Consider the following 18,618-nt stretch of genomic DNA (forward strand, 5'->3'; position numbering starts at 1 on the left):
GTGTCCATCGTCGAAGATCTTGGCGCACAGGTGCGCGCCGCCAGCGATGACCTGCCACTCGGCCAACTCGCCGAGGCGCTCGACCGGTTCGGGCTGGCCGCCGAGCGACTGCGCTGGGTACGCCAGGAGTCCGCCAACCCGCTGGGGGTGCCGGAGCTGTCCAGCGCCGTCGAACACGCCGAGTCCGCCGGCTACGCGCTGCGCGTCGCCCAGGAGCAGCTGACGGCGTACCTGGCCATGATCGGGCTGGCGGCCGACGACTCACCCGTCCCACGTACCACCCCCGACCAGCAACCGGCACACGATGCTCCCCGTGGTGCCACGCCACCGACGACGGCGACTGTCCCGCCGAGCCCGGCCGCCGCACCCCGCTGGTGGGCGGTCCGGGTCGCGGAGCTGACCGGCGGCAGGAGCGGGTCGGAGCCACCGGATGAGGCGATCGCCGACTCCGGCGAGCTGCTGCGGCGAGTCGTCCACGAGGTCCGCGCCGGCGACCGGGAACGACTCCGCGCCGAGCTGGGCCGCGCCCACGCCGACGTGGGGTTGGGGTTGGCCGCACTGGCCCCTCCCCTGCTGCGGGAACTGGCCGGGGAGTTCCTTGGACACCCGCCCCGGGCCGAGGACCTGCCGCGGCTCCGCCAAGTCCTGGCCAGCCGGACCCGCGACCTACTGCCGGGCCTGCCCGCGCCGGTGGTGGAGACACTGCTGGCCCGGGTCTGCCGGATGCCGCCGCCCCGCCGAAAGGACGCCGAGCAGCCACATGCTGCCGACCCGGCGGTCACCGCCGGGGTGCTGACCGGCGTCCTGCTCGACCGGCTCGGCCGCGAGCTACCCAGGGACCGGCTCCGGGCCGAGAGCCGGAGCGGGGCGATCACCCCGGGGCACCCCGCGTCTCGACGAGGCGCCGATGGCTGACCGGCGGGCGCAGCTCGCGGCCCGGGTCCGGCAAACCCTCGGCGAGGCCCTCGGTGCGACGCGGACCCGGCTGGCCGCGGCGCAGACCGAACTGGCCGCCGAACAGGGCCGACTCGACCGGGTCCGCCAGGCCGCCGCCGCAGTGCCCGCACGGGTCGGCGCGGAGCGTGACCGACGCCTCGCCGAGATCGACTCCCATCACTCGGCCCGGATCGCCGAGCTGTCCCGGCGGGCGGCGGACGCGGCCCGCCGGGAGGCCCCGGGCGCGGGCACCACCGACTGGCCACAGTGGCACCCAACCCCCGCCCGCCGGACGGAACCGCCCGGCCCACTACGGGTCGGCACGCTCGCCGTCCCGGGCGGGGAGTCGGTGCCCGCACTGGTGCCGCTACTCGACGCCGGGCACGTCGAGCTGACCGGCAGCGACCGGGTGGCGGGCGAGGCGGTGGTGGCCGCGCTACTGCTCCGGGCGGTAGGCCGGGCCGACCCGGGCGCGGTTCGGTTGACCGGGTACGACCCGGAGCACCTCGGGGGCGGCCTGGCCGGTTTCGCGCCGCTGGGCACCGCCGGGCTGCTGACCTTCGTCGGACCGGGCGGGCTGGGCCGGCTCCTCGACGACCTCGTCGAGGAGATCCACCGGATCAACTCCACCGTTCTGGCGGGCGAGCACCGGTCCCTGCGTGAGCTGGCCGCCGCCACCGGTCGGCGGCCAGAGCCGTGGCGGGTGGCGGTACTGCTCGGCGGGGAGGAGCCGTCCCGGCACGTACGCGGCCAACTCGATCGGGTGGTCCGCACCGGCGCGGCGTGCGGCGTACACCTGGTGGTACGCGGCCTGACCCTGCCGGAGGACGCCCCCGTAGCCCGGATCCGCGTCGAACCGGGCCAGGTCGAGCTTGCCGGCGCACCGCCGGTCACGCTCGACCCGGCGCCCCCGGCGACCCTGGTTACCGAGACCTGCCGGGGCGTCGCTGCCCGGGTCAACGCCGGCCCGGAGCCGACGCCCTTCAGCGATCTGCTACCACCGCCGGAGCAGATGTGGCGGGAAGATTCGGCGGCCGGCCTGATCGCGCCGATCGGCGAGGGAACGGACGGCCAACCGGTGCTGGTCACTATCGGTGACTATCCGCCGCATGCGCTGATCGGTGGCCCATCTGGCACCGGCAAGACGAACCTGATCTTCGCCTGGATCGGTGCGCTCGCCGCCCGCTACTCCCCGGCAGAGTTGGAGCTCTACCTGCTCGATTTCAAGGAGGGCGTCTCTTTCGCCCGGTTTGCACAGGGTCGCCGCGACCCGAGTTGGCTGCCGCACGTGCGGCTGGTCGGCATCAACGTCAACACGGACCGGGAGTTCGGTCTGGCCCTGCTTCGCTTCCTCGCCGAAGAGCTGCGCCGGCGCGCAGACGCGGCGAAGGAGTACGAGGTCACGAAGCTCGCCGAGCTACGCGCGGTGGACCCGGCCGGGCGCTGGCCGCGGATCGTCGCCGTGGTCGACGAGTTCCAGATGCTGCTCGCCGGCCGCGACGCTGTCGCCCGGGAGGCCGCCGACCTCCTGGAGGACCTGGCCCGGCGCGGCCGCTCGCAGGGCATCCACCTGGTCCTCGCCTCGCAGGACGTCCGGGGAATCGAGGCGCTGTGGGGGCGGCCAGCCCTGGTCTCCCAGTTCACCCTCCGCATCGCCCTACCCAAGGCGCTACGGATCCTCGCCGAGCGCAACGACGCCGCACAGTCACTACCCCGCCACCACGCCGTGGTCAACGCCGAGTCGGGACTGGCCGAGGGGAACGAGGTCGCCCGGATACCGTCGGCGAGTGACTGGGAGACATGGAGCGAGCTGCAGCACCGACTCTGGCGGATGCGCCGGCCAGACGCCGCCCCGGCGCGGCTCTTCGATGGTGACGCGATCCCCCGGTTGACCGACGCCCCGGACTACCAGGCGCTCTGCGCACCGGAGACCGGGACGCCGCGAGCCCCGACGGCGATACTCGGCGAGATCATCGACGTACAGGCCCGCTCGGCAGGGCTTCGGCTGCCGCGCGCGCCCGGGCGTAACCTCGCCGTGCTGGGCACCCGCGTTGACGAGGCGTGCGCCGTACTCGCCGCGGCGGGGCGCTCACTCGCCCGGCAGCACCGTCCCGGAACGGCACGGTTCTCCATCGCCTGTCTGGACCCGGACGCCGACGCCGCCGCCCGGTCCCTCTACACCGACCTCGCCGACGACGCCGCCTGGTACGACGAGGAGACCGTAACCGAGCTGATGGCCGAGACCACCGCCGGGCTGGGCGCCCCCGGCGTCGGTGCCCCCCACTACCTACTGCTGTTCGCCGTGGACGCGGCGGCCGGCGCGCTCGCCGCCCGGGTTGGCGGCCAGACCGGGCTGGAGCAGCTGCGCCGCGTCCTGCATGACGGGCCGGAGCGGCGGACGCATGTGCTGGCCTGGTGGCGGGGAGTCGCGCGGATGCGGGCCGACCTCGGCGGACCGGCCGCCCGCACGGACCAGATCGGCGCGTGGGTGGCACTCGACACGCACGGCGGGGAACTGGGAGCCTCGCTCTACCCCGGCACCGGCGGGCCGGACTGGTACCCCCGCCCATGGCGGGGCCTCTTCTTCGACCGGGCGGTGCACCGCACCGGGCGGACCATCATCCCGTACGGGCACCAGCGGTGAGGCAGCCGGTGCCGAGCGAGTCGTACCCGGCGCAGGTGCGACGACTGGCCGACCTGACCAAGCAGGTGTCGGCGCAGCGGGCCGAGGCACACACCTGGTACGAGCAGCAGTGTGCGGCCGCGCGGCGGGCCGTGGCGAATGCCGAGGACCAGGTCCGGCACGCGGAACGGGAGGTGACGGCAGCACGCCGGCTGCAGGAGCGGGTCGAGGCGGAAGTCCGGCTGTTGTGGCAGGAGCTACGCGGGCGGTTTCGGCCGGCGGGCCGCCAGCTGGACGGGCCCCCCGGCCCGGTCGCCGGCGTCGCCGGGAATCCCCTGCCGATGCTGGCCGCGGTGCGGGACCTCCTGGCCCGCACCGGTCAACCCGGTGAGCTGCCCGGATCCGTCAATCCGCTGCTGGCCGGCTGCGGGTTCGGCGGTGCGCTGGTCACGTACGCCCTGGGCACCGTCGCCCGGACGGCCGGCGACCGGTACGGCGGCGACCTGGCGGTCGGGCTGCCGGTGCTGGCGCTGGTCGTGACCTTGCTCGGCCCGCTGGCCGGCCTGATCCCGGCGAAGATTCTCGCTGACCGGCAACATGCGGTGCTCGGCCCGCGCCCGGTGGCCGTGGTGGTGGTCGCCGGACTGCTGACGACGGGGCTCTTCCTGGCCGTTGCCCGCTGAGCCGGTCAGTCGCGGCAGCGTCAGTCACCCGTCGCGCCCCCATCGGGACGGTTCGGACAGCTGCCCTGGGCAGGCACGGCGACCGCCTCCCGGAGCAGGCGGCGCACGAGGGTGACCCGATCGGTGTCGTCGGGCAGGCCGGGCAGGTCCCCGACCCGGCTGACCTCCCCGGAGAGCAGCGCGCGCAGGGCCGGGGCACACATCTGCGGCAGGGTGATCGTGCGGTCGAAGACCCGCAGCGTCACCCGCTCTCCCGCCGTGGTGAGCTGCCACCGCAGGCCCGGACGGGGAGTGACCCGGCTGTCCGGTCCGAGCGCGCCCAACGCGGCCACCTGGGCAAGGGGAGACAGCGGAGCCGGCCGGGCGGCCGGCCATGCGCGCTGCCGCAGCCGGGCGGCGAGCGCTGCCGGATCGACGCAGCGCAGCCAGTCCTGCAGCACCTCCACGGTTTCCGTCAACTCGGGCTCCACCGCCTCCGGGTCGGAGATGTCAATCCCGAATGGCAGGGTGGCACGCAGCCGCGGCTCCTCGGCGGCGAGCGCGAGCAACTCCTCGACCAGCGTGTATCGAGTCAGCGCCCGTACGCCGACGGTCAGGTGAAGTGAGCTGTGCTCCTGGGCCTTGGCACTGTGCAACCAGCCACGGGGCAGGTACAGCGCGTCGCCGGGGGCGAGCAGCACGTCGAGGCTGGGGGCCCCCGTGGCGGTCGCCGAGACCTCATCGGCTCGGCCGCCCCACGGCTGCCGCTCCAGCGGATCGGCAAGCACCGGCGGGTGGATTCGCCAGTGCTTCACACCGTCAACCTGGAGGACGAAGACGTCGTGCGTGTCGTAGTGGGTGGCGAATCCCTGGCTGCCGGCAGGAGTCAGGTAGGCGTTGACCTGCAACGGCTGCCCGAGCGTCCAGCCGAGTTCCCGGGTGAAGTCGATGAGTGCCGGCCAGGTGCGGTGCAGGCCCTGCAACACCAGGGTGGCGCCGCCGGCGTACAGGTCGAGGATCTTCTCGTCGAGAACCTGGTCGGCGATCTCGGCGCCTGCGCCCCCACCACCGGTGTACCGGGCCGCCGGCACCAACACGCCGTCCTGCGCCACCCGCAGGAATGGGGTGCGCAAGCCGCGCCGGCTCAGCAACTCGTCCGCGTCGGCCGGGCTGAGTAGGTCCCAGAAGCCGCTCTGGTTGGGCAACTCGTCGGCGCGGGACAGCAGCGGCGCCTGTCCCCAGTGCACGGCAGCGAACCTCGCCGGCTCGACTGAGACGCACCGGGTCAACGCCGACGCCCCGGTTCGCTCGGGCTTCTCGGGGGCGAACGGGAGTGCCGGGCGACCGGGGCCGCCCGGCGAGTCGAGGTACGGCACCGCGTGGTTCAGCGCGCGCTGCCGTCGGCACCACCATCATGCTGACCCGGGGTCGCCCCACCATCAGCCGGACCCTCCGCGCTGCCGTCGGCACCACCATCATGCTGACCCGGGGTCGCCCCACCATCAGCCGGACCCTCCGCGCGGCCGGCGCCGCCGGAGGTCGTCATGTCGTCGTCGTTGAGTGCCATGGGTGCTCCTCGGCTGTGCCCCGTCCGAACGCCGGGGTCCGTCCTACGGCGGGTGTACCCCACCTCCGGCCCTCCCCACCACACGGTAGCCGCCGCCGGACTGCGACGTTGGCGTTCGCCGGTCAACGGCCCGGGTCCGCACCCGGCCACCCGGAAAGGCAGGCGGGTGCGGCTGCTCAGCTGTCGCTCCACCCCCGAGCGTCGGGCTCCCACCGGCCATCGTCGTTTCGCCGCGGCGGCCCCACCGGGCCGCGGCGTTGTCGTAGCGGGCTGAACCGGCCCGGCCGGGGCACCCGGCGCCAACCGCCGGGCGTCCCGACGACGTGGACAACGACGCCCCGACGGCGCTCCGTTCTCGTCTGCGGCGTCACCTTCCAGCCACCTCCGTCCGCTCCGGCCGTGCCACCCTGGCGGCGACGACGCGTCAGGCCGCGCGACGCTCCCGAGTTTGTTTGCAGGTAACGCAGGTCGTCGCAGATGGAAAGATCTCCAACCGCTCTACCGGAATAGCCGCGCCACAGCCCTCGCAGAAGCCGTAGGTGCCCTCTTCCAGCCGGGTCAGGGCGTGCTCGAACTGTGCCCGGCGGTCGAGGATCGTACGCAACAGGGATTGCGCGGTATCCCGCTCCGCGGTCTTCGTGCCACTGTCGGCCTGGTCATCGCCCGCGGTGTCCCCGACCTCGACCAGGCGCAGCACCTGACTCTGCACCACAGCCTGCTCGTACTCGGCGGCGAGCTCGTCGTAGCGGGCCTGCAGGGACTGCCGGATCTGATCGGCTTCCGCCTGGGGTCGGGGCGTGTCGACCGGGTCGTGGACGAGCATTTCTGCCTGCCTTCCTGAGGGCCTTCCGGTCCACCGGACCGGCGCTGGTCGTCGCTACACGGGTTGACGACCCGTGTGTGAGCCGACCGAATACCCCGCACCGCCACGGACCAAACCGCTGCCCAACCGGCTACCCGGGCCCCGGCAGGCAGCACCAGCGCGGGTGACGGCTTCGTCAGACCAACGCGGGTGACGGCCTCCGTCAACCGCTGCGGTCGATGGCCACCCGGGCGTCGTCGGCGAGCCGGTAGCCGACCCCGTAGACGGTGGTGACCAGGGGGACGTCCACGCCGACCTTGCCCCGCAGCCGGCGGACGTGCACGTCCACCGTGCGCACCCCGGCATGCTCGTAGCCCCAGACCGCATTGAGTAGTTGCAGCCGCGTAAAAACCCTGCGGGGGTGGGCAACCAGGTGCAACAGCAGATCGAACTCCAGCCGGGTCAACGACAACGGCTCGCCGTCGCGCAGCACGGACCGGGAGGAGGCGAGGATGTGCAGGGTGGGGATGGTGGGGGCGAGCGACCGGCTTGGCGAACGGCCAGCCGGGACCGGTTCCACGCGGCGTTCCGAGAACCCGTTGCCGGTCATGGTGACCGTGCCGTCTCCACACTCCATCAGTTCTCGGGCCGCGTCCAGCAACCGCCGAGCCGCTGGATTCAGCGCCTCGTCGCTGGCCAACGGGATCGACAGGGTCACCGTGAGGACCGGGGGAACCGTGTTGGTGGGACGGCGCTGGCCTCCCGGCGGGCGACCGGGAACAGCAGGTTGGGACGAATGCCATCCGGCGCGCGACGAAGCGGGGCTGACCGACATGGTCCTCCTTGGCTGGTCCGGGTATCTCCCCAACGGCCCGGGACGCCGCTTCACCGATGCTTCCCGGCACCCGTTCGGCGGTCAAGGGGCAGCTGCGTTGCATGAATGTGACAATTGACTTACACATCGAAGCGGTATGCTCGCTCTGCGTACGAGGTCAACTGATTACAGCAGAGCCGCTGCGAGGCCCCGATCCGGGGGTCCCCACCGCAATCACATTTACCATTCCGTAGCCCCACGACCCGTGTCACCACATTCCGGCGGGGTATAAAGGAAAGGTGGAGGACTCGCTCTCCCAGCAGCTTCGCGCCGCCGCGGCGGCGCTGCTCACCGCCCTGGACGAGCCGGCGAACGCCCGGGCGACCCACCGGTTCGACGACCTGAGGGCGCGGCACTGGATCGAGTACCGGCCCCGGCCCCGGCCCGGCGTCTGCCTGGCCGACCTGCCCCGCGCTGCCCGGAAAGCCACCCACCGGCTACTGGCGACCGCCCTGAGCCCGTCGGCGTACGCGCAGGCGGTAGCGATTATCGGGCTGGAGGAGGTACTCGACAGAGCCGAGGGGTGGCGCCGCGGCCGACACAGCGACGACTACTGGGTGGCGGTTTTCGGTGACCCGATCCAGGACGAGGCGTGGGGGTGGCGGGTCGAGGGGCACCACCTGTCGATCAGCATGACCATCGTCGCCGACCAGGTCTCCCCCGCTCCGATCTTCTTCGGGGCGAACCCGGCCGCCGTGCGGTGGGCCGGCCGGCCGGTCACCCGCCCGCTCGGCCCCGAGGAGGACCTGGGCCGGGCGTTGCTGGATGCCCTCAGCCCGCAACTACGGGCGACGGCGCTCATCGCCGAGGCGGCCCCCACCGACATCATCAGCGCGACCCGACCGCGCGTCGACATCCCGATGGCTCCCCTCGGCGTCTCCGCTGACCGGCTGAATCCCACCGGCCGGGCCCTGTTGGACCAACTCGTCGCCCTCTACCTGGAACGGCTCCCGCCAGAGTTGGCACACCGGGAGGCCCGTCGGCTCGCCGGGTCCCCAATGCACTTCGCCTGGGCTGGACCGAGCTGGCCGGGGCAGCGCCACTACTACCGCGTGCAGGGCGACGACCTGCTGATCGAGTACGACAACACCGCGGACGACGGCAACCACGCCCACACCGTGCTTCGCCGGCCGAGCAGTGACTTCGGCGCCGACCTGCTGGCTGCCCACCACCGGGTCGCCCACTGAGACCCACGGTGGGTCTACCGGAACAGCCCTCGCCCACCGCGCGGCCGTCCCTCCGGCGGGGCTAGTTGTCGCGAGGCCGCGAAACCGTGGTGACCAACCGCTCGGCCACCTCCCGCAGCGGGATCCCGAGCGAGGACGCCGCGCTGCGCAGCACCGTCACGGCCTCCTCCGCCCGGCACCCCCGCTGGGTCATGACGACACCGATCGCCTGCCCGACAACGCTCTCGCCGAGCAGTGCCACGTCGATCTGACCGGCCTCGGTCACCGCCCGCGACCGATCCCGCACCGCGGCGAGCAGAAGACCGGCGTGGTCGGCCACCAGCATCGCGGTCAGCTGATGCCGGGGGGTGAGCACCTCCCCAGCTCCCGCATAGAGGTTGAGCGCGCCGATCACCTGTTCGTCGATGTCGACCGGCGCGGAGATCACGGCCGACACCCCGAGCCGACGGGCGCGCCACGTCCAATCCGGCCACCGCGTCTCGACGCTCAGTCGCTCCACGACCACCAGCTCCCGTCGCCCGATCGCCGCCATGGCCGGCGAGTCTGGGCCGTGCCGCAGGTCGTCGAGCTCGGCGAGCCGGTGATCGGAGGCCACCGCGCCGGCCGGTGCCCCCGCGTGCAGGGAGGTGAACCCACACCAGTTGACCCCCGCGACGCCGTCCCGGGCGATCCGGACAAGGACGGTCAGCGCGGCGTCGAGGTCAGTCGCGCCGATCAGCCCGGCGGTCAGTTCCCGGAGCAGTCCCGCGGTCTCCAGGACGCCGAGCGTCCCCCCGACCGACTCCCGCATCTCCAGGTCCACCAGGCCCCACCTCCATCACGCCGTGCGCTGCCCATCCCACCATCGGACCGCCGAACGTTTCGTACCCGTCCCGACTCCGCGGCCCCGGCCTACTACCCCACGAGGAGGGGTCGAAACTACCTAAAGTGGGCAGCCTCCGGAGCCGGAGGATACCGGAACACTCCGGACGAATCAGCGGGATCCGGAGCTGAGCCGCCGCCCCACCGAGGCGATCAGCCGGTCGAGCTCCGAACCGAACGGGTTGTCGTGCACGAGGTACGTCCACGTCGCGCTCGGCCGGACCAGCTCGGCCTCGTCCGGCTCCCAGTCCTCGTCGAACTCCGTCTCGGTGAAGGTTTCGATGGTGCGCCGCTCGATCTCCGGCACCAGCTCGTTGAAGGAGGGCACCGCGGCACGGTGGAACTCGTCAAGCGGGTCCAACCGGCCCAGTGCCCGCAGGTGCACACCCTCGCGGACCTCGGAGAGCTCGGCGAGATGCTCGGCCCAGAGCCGGTCCAGATGGAACAACGCGATCGACCGGGCGGCCCGGGCGAGCAGATCCTCGTCCATCTCGCCGGCCTGGTCCGCGACCTTGTCGAGCAGCATCAGTGCGGCGACATCGCTGGTCAGCAGCCGCTCACGGCGCTCCGCCAACGCCTTGCGCTGCTGCTCCACCACCACGCTGTAGCGCCAGGTATTGCGGTGGATCTCATGGTTGACCCCTTCCGCGACCCGCTGCGAGTGCTCCACGGCGTAATCCACCTGCGGATCGGTGACCAGGCCGTCGGCGTTCATCCGCGGCGAGCGCGGCACCGTGTCACCGGCGTGCCGGACCACGAGATCGTCCTGCAGACTGACGAAGAAGACCGACCCACCCGGGTCGCCCTGCCGACCGGCCCGCCCACGCAGCTGGTCGTCCACCCGACGGCTGTCGTGCCGGCCGCTGCCGATCACGTAGAGGCCACCCAGCTCGGCCACCCGGTCCCGGTCCGCCTGATCGCTGCCGCCGAGCCGGATGTCGACACCCCGGCCGGCCATCTGGGTCGAGACCGTGACCGCGCCGTGGGCGCCAGCCTCGGCGATGATCGCCGCCTCCTCGTCGTCGTTCTTGGCGTTCAGCACGATGCAGGGGACGTCAGCAGCGTCGAGACCGGCCGCCAGGCTTTCAGACTCCTTCACGTCGAGGGTGCCGACCAGGACCGGCCGTCCCCGCTCGTGGTTGCGCCGGATCTCGTCGATCAGCGCCTCCTCCTTCTCCGCCTGGGTCGCGTAGATCCGGTCCGGCTCGTCCTCGCGGACACACGGCGTGTTCGGCGGGACCACCGCCACCTCGAGATCAAAGAACTCGCGTAGCTGCTCGCCCACGAGTACCGCGGTCGCCGTCATCCCGCACACGGTCGGGTAGAGACCGATGTACGCCTGCACGGCGATCGTGCCGAGCACCTCCCCCTCGGCGGTGGCGTCGAGCCCTTCCTTGGCCTCGACCGCCGCCTGCAGCCCATCCGGCCAACGGCGACGCTGCGCCACCCGTCCGCGCATCTCGTCGATCAACTCGACCGTGCCGTCCCGCACGATGTAGTCCACATCGCGGTGCAGCAGGGCGTGCGCGTGCAGCGCCACATTCACCGCGGAGAGCTGGGCGACCTGCTCCTCGTCGTACAGGTCGATGCCGAGCTTGGCCTCGACGGCGCTGAGGCCGTCGGTGGTGAAGGCGACGCTGCGACCATCCTCGGCCACCGTGTAGTGCCGACCCTCGCGCAGCCCACGCATCAACGCCGCGGCGGTGTGCACCGGATCCTGCTCGCCGGGAACCGCTCCGGCGAGGACCATCGGTACCCGGGCCTCGTCGATCAGGATCGAGTCGGCCTCGTCCACGATCGCGGTACGCAGCGCCGGCTGGACCCGGTCCTCAATGTCGGTGACCAGTTGGTCGCGCAGGTAGTCGAAGCCCGCCTCGCTGACCGACACGTACGTGACATCGCAGGCATACGCCGCGCGTCGCTGCTCCGGGGTGGACGCCTCGTTGACCCAGCCGACGGTCAGGCCGAGCAGGTCATAGACCGGCTGCATCCACTGGGCGTCCCGGCGGGCCAGATAGTCGTTGACGGTCAGTACGTGCACCGGACCGTTGCCGAGGCGGACATGCCCATACGCGGCGACCGTCGCGGTCAGGGTCTTACCCTCACCGGTGGCCATCTCGGCGACCTTGCCGGAGAGCAACGCCATCGCGCCGAGCAGCTGCACATCGTAGGGCCGCTGATCCAATCCGCGGTGGGCGGCCTCGCGGCCGACCGCACAGATCTCCGCGTAGTCCTCAGCCCGGCCGGCGACCTCGGTCAGCTCGGCATCGTCGAGAGCCCGTAGTTCCTCGACCCGGGTCTCAATGGCGGGCAGGAGCTTCTCCAGCGGTGCGAGATCGACTGTTGTCCCGGGGCGCTGGAGGAACCGGCGGAACCTGCTCTTCAACCGTTGCGACACACCCATGAGCGGCAACGGTACGCGACCGGACCGATCTTGAGCGGCCCACCCGGTCCGTCGCCGACGTCCACGAGCGCCACCGGTGGCCGCCACCGGCGGCTGACCGCCACCGGTGACCAGTCGCTCCGGGGTGGGAGAAGCACCACCGCTCCCCGGGGACCGAAAATACCGCTCTAGCCGGAATAATCCCTCTCGCCTGGTTTCATGGTCAGAGGGGCGGGTAGCCGCGCCCGTCCCATCTGTCGTAGCGGGGTGAGGGTCCATGCCCAAGCGGGTCACCACGGAACCACGGGACCGGGGTCCGGCGATCCTGGCACCGGCGCGCTTTGGCGGCTACCCGGGCCCGCGACGCCCGGCGCTACCCGGCAGCACGCTGGCCCGATGGCTGTCCACCACCGACCACAAGCAGATCGGCCTGTTCTACCTGATCACGTCCTTCGTCTTCTTCGTGCTGGCCGGCATCGAGGCGATGCTGATCCGCAGCGAGCTGGCCCGGCCCGGGCTCCAGTTCCTCTCCCCCGAGCAGTACAACCAGTTGTTCACCACCCACGGCCTCGCGATGCTGCTGCTCTTCGCCACCCCGGCGGCGCTGGGGATGGCCAACTACATCGTCCCGATCCAGGTCGGGGCGCCGGACGTCGCGTTCCCCCGCCTGAACGCCTTCGGCTACTGGCTCTTCCTCTTCGGCGGTCTGCTGCTCTTCGGCAGCTTCCTGACCCCGGGCGGATCCGCCGACTTCGGCTGGTTCGCCTACACGCCACTGAGCCAGGCCGAGCACTCCCCCGGCATCGGTCCCGACATGGTACTGGTCGGACTCGCCCTCGGCGGTGTCGGCACGATCCTCACCGCGGTCAACCTGATCACCACCATCGTCACTCTCCGCGCCCCCGGCATGACCATGTTCCGAATGCCGATCTTCACCTGGAACATGCTCTTCACCAGCCTCCTGATCCTGCTGGTCTTCCCCCTGCTGGCCGCCGCGCTCTTCGCCCTGCTCGCCGACCGGCTGCTGGGGGCACACGTCTTCGATCCGGTCACGGGTGGACCACTGCTCTGGCAACACCTGTTCTGGTTCTTTGGCCACCCCGAGGTCTACATCATCGCGGTGCCCTTCTTCGGGATCATCACCGAGATCATCCCGGTGTTCGCCCGCAAACCCGTCTTCGGCTACACCGGACTGGTGTTCGCCACCGGCGCCATCACCGTGCTGTCCATGGCGGTCTGGGCACACCACATGTTCGGCACCGGTCAGGTGCTACTACCGTTCTTCAGCATCCTGAGCTACCTGATCGCCGTACCGACCGGGGTGAAGTTCTTCAACTGGATCGGCTCCATGTGGAAGGGGCAGCTCACCTTCGAGACACCGATGCTCTTCTCCATCGGTTTCCTGGTCACCTTCCTGTTCGGCGGTCTAACAGGGGTGCTGCTGGCCAGCCCACCGGTGGACTTCCACGTGACCGACAGCTACTTCGTGGTGGGGCATTTCCACTACGTGGTCTTCGGTACGGTGGTCTTCGCCTTCTTCGGCGGAATCTACTTCTGGTTCCCGAAGATGACCGGCCGGCTCCTCGACGAACGACTCGGCAAGATGCACTTCTGGACCATGTTCCTCAGCTTCCACGGCACCTTCCTGGTCCAGCACTGGCTGGGCAACGAGGGAATGCCCCGCCGGTACGTCGACTATCTGCCCGGCGATGGGTTCACCACCCTGAACACGATCTCCACCGTGTCGGCGTTCGTACTCGGCGCATCCACCCTGTTCTTCATCTGGAACGCCTGGAAGTCCTGGCGGTACGGACCCGTGGTCAACGTGGACGACCCATGGGGCTTCGGTAACTCCCTGGAGTGGGCGACGACCTGTCCGCCGCCGCTGCGCAACTTCGACCAGATACCCCGGATCCGCTCGGAGCGCCCGGCCTTCGACGCCAAGTACGGTCCCCTCGTCGCCAACCTCGGCCGTGATCTGCCGCAACGCACCACCCGGCCGCCGCAGAAGCTCCGCGACGAGCTGCACTGGGAGCCGCACCTGCCCGAGCCACCCAGCACCGAGGGCGCGGTCGGCGCACGAGAGGCGGTGGCCTACCACCCCCCGCCACAGTCCGGGGCGCGGCCAGTCGAGGTGCCGGAGCCGGAGGACGTGCGTCGACCCAGCTTCGACGAGACCGACGAGCCCGAGGAGACCACCGACCTCGAAACCCCGCGGGAGCCGAACGACCGATGGCGCCATCCTCGTGGACCCGGCGACAGCACCGAGAACTGAGCCAGCTCGGCGGGCGGATGGCCCGGCGTAGCCGTCGGCGCCTACCGAGCTCTGGGACGGCCGGTCTCCGCCTCGGTGACGCCGTTCTGCCACGGCGGTGGCGCGTCGGCGAGCATCGCCTGCCGCAGCCAGGTCAGCGCCCGGGACAGCAGCCGGGACACGTGCATCTGGGAGATGCCGAAGCGGGCGGCGATCTCCGCCTGGGTCTGGTTGCCGTAGAAACGCATGGCGAGGATCCGCCGCTCCCGCCAGGGCAGCCGATGCAACAGACCGCTCACGGTGACCCGATCATCCACCGACTCCAGCGCGTTGTCGGACTCACCCACCAGGTCACCGAACTCGGCCGAGCTCTCGCCGCCGACCGGCGCGTTGAGCGACGCCGGACTGTAGCCGGCAGCCGACTCCAGCGCCGCGAGAATCTCCTCCTCCGGCGTCTCCAACCGCGCCGCCAACTCCGCCACCGTGGGCGCCCGGGACAGCTCACTGGTCAGCGCCGCGGTGGCCTGGCCAACCTCGAGGATGAGGTCACGCAGCCGGCGGGGCACGTGCACACCCCAGGTACGGTCCCGGAAGTGGCGCTTGATCTCACCGACGATGGTGATCGCCGCATAGGCGGTGAAGGAGCCCCGCTCCGGGTCGTACCGATCCACCGCGTTCACCAGCCCGAGCCGCGCGACCTGTTCCAGGTCCTCCAACGGCTCACCCCGCCCTCGATACCGGCGGGCCAGTCGTCCGGCGAACGGCAGAGCGAAGCGGACCAGATCGTCCCGGGCCTCCTGGCACCGCTGGGGCGGCAACCCCTCGATCCGGGCCGCGTACGCCAGTGCTGCCGCGTCGAGGTCCTCCAGGCCTCGCTCGGTCGGTGACGGCGTACTTGTGGTGGTCTGTCCGAACATCCGCGCCTCCCTCAGGAAGGTCCCGCCCGGATTTGGCAAACCGGTCGTGCGCGTGGTGACCCCACGCACCGGGTCGGAAGTGGGTTTCGTGGCTGGGACGCCAGTGGGCGCCGGCAGGATCCGGCCGCCGCAGCCAGCGGTGTTCCCGCTCCGTAGGTACTCAATCACGGGACCCAGGGTTCGCGAGGATGTTTCGGCACGTCCGGGTCAGGAGACGAGCAGGCCCTGCGGGGAGCCGCCGTCGCGGAGTGCCGCAAGGGCTGCCGTAACGGTCATCGCCGACGGCGTGGGCAGGTCGTACGACTGCGCCCGCAGCACCTCGGTGGCCCGACGCGTCGGCACCGAGGTGACCGGGTATCCCCGGGCCGCCGACCGATCCAGAACCCGCCGACGACGGCCGAAGCCGGCCACCGCCAACCACTGGGGCAACCCGGCGACCGCCGGCGACCGTAGCCCCGGCGGCTCCGGCAGCACGTCGACGGAGCTGAACGGCTCGCTGCCGGCGAGCCACCACTCCACCCCCTCCACGCTGCGCCGGGTGGCGTTCTCGCACCAGTAGGGCACCATGCCGGCCCGAACCACCTGCCACGGGTCGAGCAGCCGGCCGCACTCGACGATGAGACGGTTACCGGTCTTTCCCGCCGCGCGCAACCAGTGCCGGTACAGGTCCGCGGTCAGCGCGCTCAACACCGCCGGCTCGGGCACGAGTACCCGATGCGACGGATGCCGGTGCACCGAACCCCAATCCCGAACGGACTGTTCGAAGTCGGGCTCCACCCCGTGTTCGGCCGGGCGGGGCGCCCCCGCCAGCGCGCGCCACCGCGCGCCGTCGCTTCCGGCCGCGTGGAGCACCTGACGCAACACGGGACTGTCCGGGTGGAAGTCCACCGGATCAAGCCCACTACGCGGCGAGCCGACCTGGAAGCTGTGCCCGGGGGCGGAGTCAACCACCGGCCAGGTACGGGCATCAGAGAGCAGCAGCACCGGTGCTCCGGGCTCCAGGCACTCGGCCAGCAACTGGAGGTAGGCCGCGGGCAGCCAGCGCCAGCGCGCCGCCAGCGCGACCGTCGCCCCCGCCAGCGCACCGCGGCTGGCCGGGCAGTGCACCTGCCGGACGTGGAGTTCGGGGTTGCCCACCAGCAACCGTGCGGCCAGTGCGGCACCGTGATCGAGCGCGGCCTGCGGCCCGTCCACCGCCCCCTGCGGCCAGTGCACACTGAGTTCGAAACCGGTGGGTAGCCACGGGATGCCAAGCGCGACCGCGAGGTGCGCCGCCGCCCCGTGCGGGGAGCCGAGCAGCATCCCGGGATAGCGGCGGCGCGGATACTGGTCGGCGAACCAACGGGCCACCTGATCGGCGTCCACCTCGGCGGCCTGACCCACGGTCAGCGCGACCCGACCGGCGGCTCGGGCAGCCGCTGCCCGCCGGACCGGTTCGGGTGCCCCGCTGAGACGAGAAATTCCTCTGGGGTGCCCCAGATCGGCGCAGTCGGTGCCGCACAGGGCCCGGGCGGTGGCCGCGACCAGGGTCCGGGCTGCGCTGCCGGCTGCCACGACGCGGTCGCCGATCAGCCCGCCGGCGCGCCCCGCGCGCACCCGGTGCGCCGGCCCGGCACTTCCTCGTTCGCTAACCACGCAGCCCGGCTTCCCACCCCGATGGGGTTCAAACTGGGCATCCCTTACTCATCGGGATTAACCCGGTAACCCCGGTGGGTGCGGGGCGGGACCTCAGGCGCCGTCCCGCCCCGGCGTGGCCGCATCGACGTACCGAAGCACCGCGCCCACCCCGCCGATCAGCTCCGGCGCCTCCTCGGGGCCGAGAACGGTCAGCTCCGCGTCAGTCCCCACCAGCGCCCGCACCAGGGCCGCATCGACGCGTACCTGCTCCGGGTCCCGGATCGCCATGGCAGACAGCTGCTCAGGATCGGTGGCGAGCTGGGTGGGATCCGACCCCACCCACAACTCTCCCGTCGCCGACGGGTCGTCCACGAGAAGCAGGTTCTCGACCTGGTCTCGCTGCAGCGCGGAGACCACCGCATCCAGGCCGGAACCGACCTCCTCCTGCTGGCCGAACCGGTCCAGGGCAGTGCTGACCCGCTGGTCGGCCACCTCGGCGATGGTCTGCACGGTCAGGTCATCCAACTGGGTGTGGTCGGCGCCGTCGGCCCGCTTGCCGGCATCGGTACGGACCAGCACCTCCTGCCAGCGCTCCGGCAACTGCGCGGCGATCACACCGGTGGCCCGCACATCTCCGGACACCACCACCACATCGGCGCGCACCTTCTCCGCCAGCTCCGCGGCGGCGGCGGCGATATCCCCCGCGTTGCGATGCCATGCCTCCACCGCAGCCCGCTGATAGCGGGACTGGGACCAACCGCCCGGCCGCACGCGACGTAGTTGGTAGTCCTGCCGGCCCTGCACCTGGGCGTGCCGGGGCACGCCCCCCGCGCTGACCGCCATCGCATCCGCTCCGGTCCGGTCGGCGATCACCCGCACCCAGGCCACCTGCTCGCCCCGCTGGGCCAGCAGCGGCATCACGTGCGGCAACGACGCGAACGTGGCGATGTCTCGCAGCGGCGGGGCGGACAGGTACTCCGACAGGGCCACCCGACCGCGGCCGGCGAAAACCGCGATGCCGTAGTCACCCGGCATCGGATCATGCCCCCGAACCACCCGATCGATCGCCTCGATCGACGCCGGGTCGGCCCCCTGCTCCTGAAGTCGGTCCCGGAGCGCGCGCCAACGCAGGTCCAGCGCGGCGTGGGCGTCCTCGGTGTCGGCGGAGGCATCCAGGTAAACCGAACACCACGGGCCCGGTCGATCATAGAGCGGGCGTAGGAAGGACAGCTGCATGCGCGACCCCTTTCCAGCTCGACCCTGCGGTTACCCGTGCCGGCTGACTTGTCACCTGACCCGCGCCACGTGACCGACGTTCATTCCCCCCATTCACCCACACCGGCCGATACCATCGGGGAACAGATCAACCCTGGGTGGTGGCGATGGACAGCGACCTACATGTCCCACGGATCACTCATCCGACGGCGCGCATCGTCACCGGGCGAATCGTCCGGTTACTCGAGGGCTACCCGCGTGAGGTACGGGTGGGCCAGCCGGTGCTGGTGGCGGTGCTCATGGCAGCCGGCGTGGTCAGAATGCTGATGGCCCTGCTCCAGCAGCTCGCGGCGGCCGATTCCGGCCGCGGTCGGCGCACCTTCAAGGAGCTCCGGAACGGGCCGGAGTTCCTGGTTACCCCCGTCCGCCTGCGGGACTCCGCTGGACGCCTGTGCGAGGTCGAGCTACACGGACACCTGCCGCAGAGCGCCCTACACCCGGCCGACCACGTGCAACTCACCCTACGCCGCCAGCGCGACTCCGAGCTTCCGCCGAAGATCGAGCGGATCGTCAACCTCACCACCGGACAGTCGCTCACCCCGCGTACGGCGACGCTCTGGTCGCATCTCGGGCCGCCGCTCCTACTCCAGGCCAGCCTGGGTCTGCTAATGCTGGCCGCGGTGGCCGCCGGTGCCAGCCTGCTGTGAGCCGGCCCCGGTA

General features: G+C 71.6%; 15 protein-coding genes. 6 read left to right on the top strand and 9 right to left on the bottom strand.

The window, feature by feature from the left end; translation table 11 throughout:
* The 3 genes from H0524_RS01325 to H0524_RS01335 are packed head-to-tail and all read left to right on the top strand — an operon-like array spanning window position 1 to window position 4,242.
* Window positions 1-915, top strand: a complete 915-nt coding sequence (locus tag H0524_RS01325; RefSeq protein WP_180197010.1) for a hypothetical protein — start codon at window positions 1-3, stop codon at window positions 913-915.
* A complete protein-coding gene (locus H0524_RS01330) occupies window positions 908-3,580 on the top strand; it encodes an FtsK/SpoIIIE domain-containing protein (protein ID WP_180197011.1) in 2,673 nt (890 codons plus the stop codon). The genes H0524_RS01325 and H0524_RS01330 overlap by 8 nt, the downstream gene beginning before the upstream one ends.
* A complete protein-coding gene (locus H0524_RS01335) occupies window positions 3,577-4,242 on the top strand; it encodes a hypothetical protein (protein ID WP_180197012.1) in 666 nt (221 codons plus the stop codon). Before H0524_RS01330 ends, H0524_RS01335 begins: the two co-directional genes overlap by 4 nt.
* A 20-nt stretch (window positions 4,243-4,262) precedes the next feature.
* Here the strand turns inward: H0524_RS01335 and H0524_RS01340 are convergent, their stop codons facing one another.
* The 4 genes from H0524_RS01340 to H0524_RS01355 form a co-directional block, all read right to left on the bottom strand.
* Window positions 4,263-5,597 (bottom strand): JmjC domain-containing protein, encoded by a 1,335-nt coding sequence (locus H0524_RS01340; RefSeq protein ID WP_180197013.1) that lies wholly within the window; start codon window positions 5,595-5,597, stop codon window positions 4,263-4,265.
* Window positions 5,598-5,605: 8 nt separating this feature from the next.
* Window positions 5,606-5,788 (bottom strand): hypothetical protein, encoded by a 183-nt coding sequence (locus H0524_RS01345; protein WP_029127764.1) that lies wholly within the window; start codon window positions 5,786-5,788, stop codon window positions 5,606-5,608.
* Between the two features lie 424 nt (window positions 5,789-6,212).
* Window positions 6,213-6,611 carry a TraR/DksA C4-type zinc finger protein gene (locus H0524_RS01350; protein ID WP_018725122.1) on the bottom strand — a complete coding sequence of 133 codons (399 nt, stop codon included), beginning with the start codon at window positions 6,609-6,611 and terminating at the stop codon, window positions 6,213-6,215.
* A gap of 202 nt (window positions 6,612-6,813) precedes the next feature.
* A complete protein-coding gene (locus tag H0524_RS01355) occupies window positions 6,814-7,308 on the bottom strand; it encodes a winged helix-turn-helix domain-containing protein (protein ID WP_180197014.1) in 495 nt (164 codons plus the stop codon).
* Window positions 7,309-7,703: 395 nt separating this feature from the next.
* On the opposite strand from H0524_RS01355, the gene H0524_RS01360 reads away from it, so the two are divergent.
* Entirely contained in the window at window positions 7,704-8,651 is a 948-nt protein-coding gene (locus H0524_RS01360; RefSeq protein ID WP_180197015.1) for a DUF3500 domain-containing protein, read from the top strand.
* A 61-nt stretch (window positions 8,652-8,712) separates the two neighbouring features.
* Here H0524_RS01360 and H0524_RS01365 read toward each other — a convergent pair whose 3' ends face one another.
* Entirely contained in the window at window positions 8,713-9,453 is a 741-nt protein-coding gene (locus tag H0524_RS01365; protein WP_018725125.1) for a GAF and ANTAR domain-containing protein, read from the bottom strand.
* Window positions 9,454-9,624: 171 nt separating this feature from the next.
* Window positions 9,625-11,916: an accessory Sec system translocase SecA2 gene (gene secA2, locus H0524_RS01370; RefSeq protein ID WP_180197016.1), complete on the bottom strand. Its 2,292-nt coding sequence runs from the start codon at window positions 11,914-11,916 to the stop codon at window positions 9,625-9,627.
* Between the two features lie 256 nt (window positions 11,917-12,172).
* Here secA2 and ctaD point away from each other — a divergent pair, with 256 nt between their 5' ends.
* Entirely contained in the window at window positions 12,173-14,170 is a 1,998-nt protein-coding gene (ctaD, locus tag H0524_RS01375; RefSeq protein ID WP_180197017.1) for a cytochrome c oxidase subunit I, read from the top strand.
* A gap of 41 nt (window positions 14,171-14,211) precedes the next feature.
* Here the strand turns inward: ctaD and H0524_RS01380 are convergent, their stop codons facing one another.
* The 3 genes from H0524_RS01380 to H0524_RS01390 form a co-directional block, all read right to left on the bottom strand.
* Window positions 14,212-15,066, bottom strand: coding sequence for a SigB/SigF/SigG family RNA polymerase sigma factor (locus H0524_RS01380; protein WP_026322267.1), 855 nt, complete (start codon window positions 15,064-15,066; stop codon window positions 14,212-14,214).
* A gap of 207 nt (window positions 15,067-15,273) precedes the next feature.
* Window positions 15,274-16,662 (bottom strand): hypothetical protein, encoded by a 1,389-nt coding sequence (locus H0524_RS01385; protein WP_180197128.1) that lies wholly within the window; start codon window positions 16,660-16,662, stop codon window positions 15,274-15,276.
* A gap of 132 nt (window positions 16,663-16,794) precedes the next feature.
* Window positions 16,795-17,919: a Vms1/Ankzf1 family peptidyl-tRNA hydrolase gene (locus H0524_RS01390; RefSeq protein WP_180197018.1), complete on the bottom strand. Its 1,125-nt coding sequence runs from the start codon at window positions 17,917-17,919 to the stop codon at window positions 16,795-16,797.
* 137 nt (window positions 17,920-18,056) lie between these two features.
* Here H0524_RS01390 and H0524_RS01395 point away from each other — a divergent pair, with 137 nt between their 5' ends.
* Window positions 18,057-18,605 (top strand): hypothetical protein, encoded by a 549-nt coding sequence (locus H0524_RS01395; RefSeq protein WP_180197019.1) that lies wholly within the window; start codon window positions 18,057-18,059, stop codon window positions 18,603-18,605.
* The last annotated feature ends 13 nt before the right edge of the window (window positions 18,606-18,618 follow it).

It is taken from the genome of Salinispora sp. H7-4 (assembly GCF_013416675.1).
Lineage (GTDB): Bacteria > Actinomycetota > Actinomycetes > Mycobacteriales > Micromonosporaceae > Micromonospora > Micromonospora vitiensis.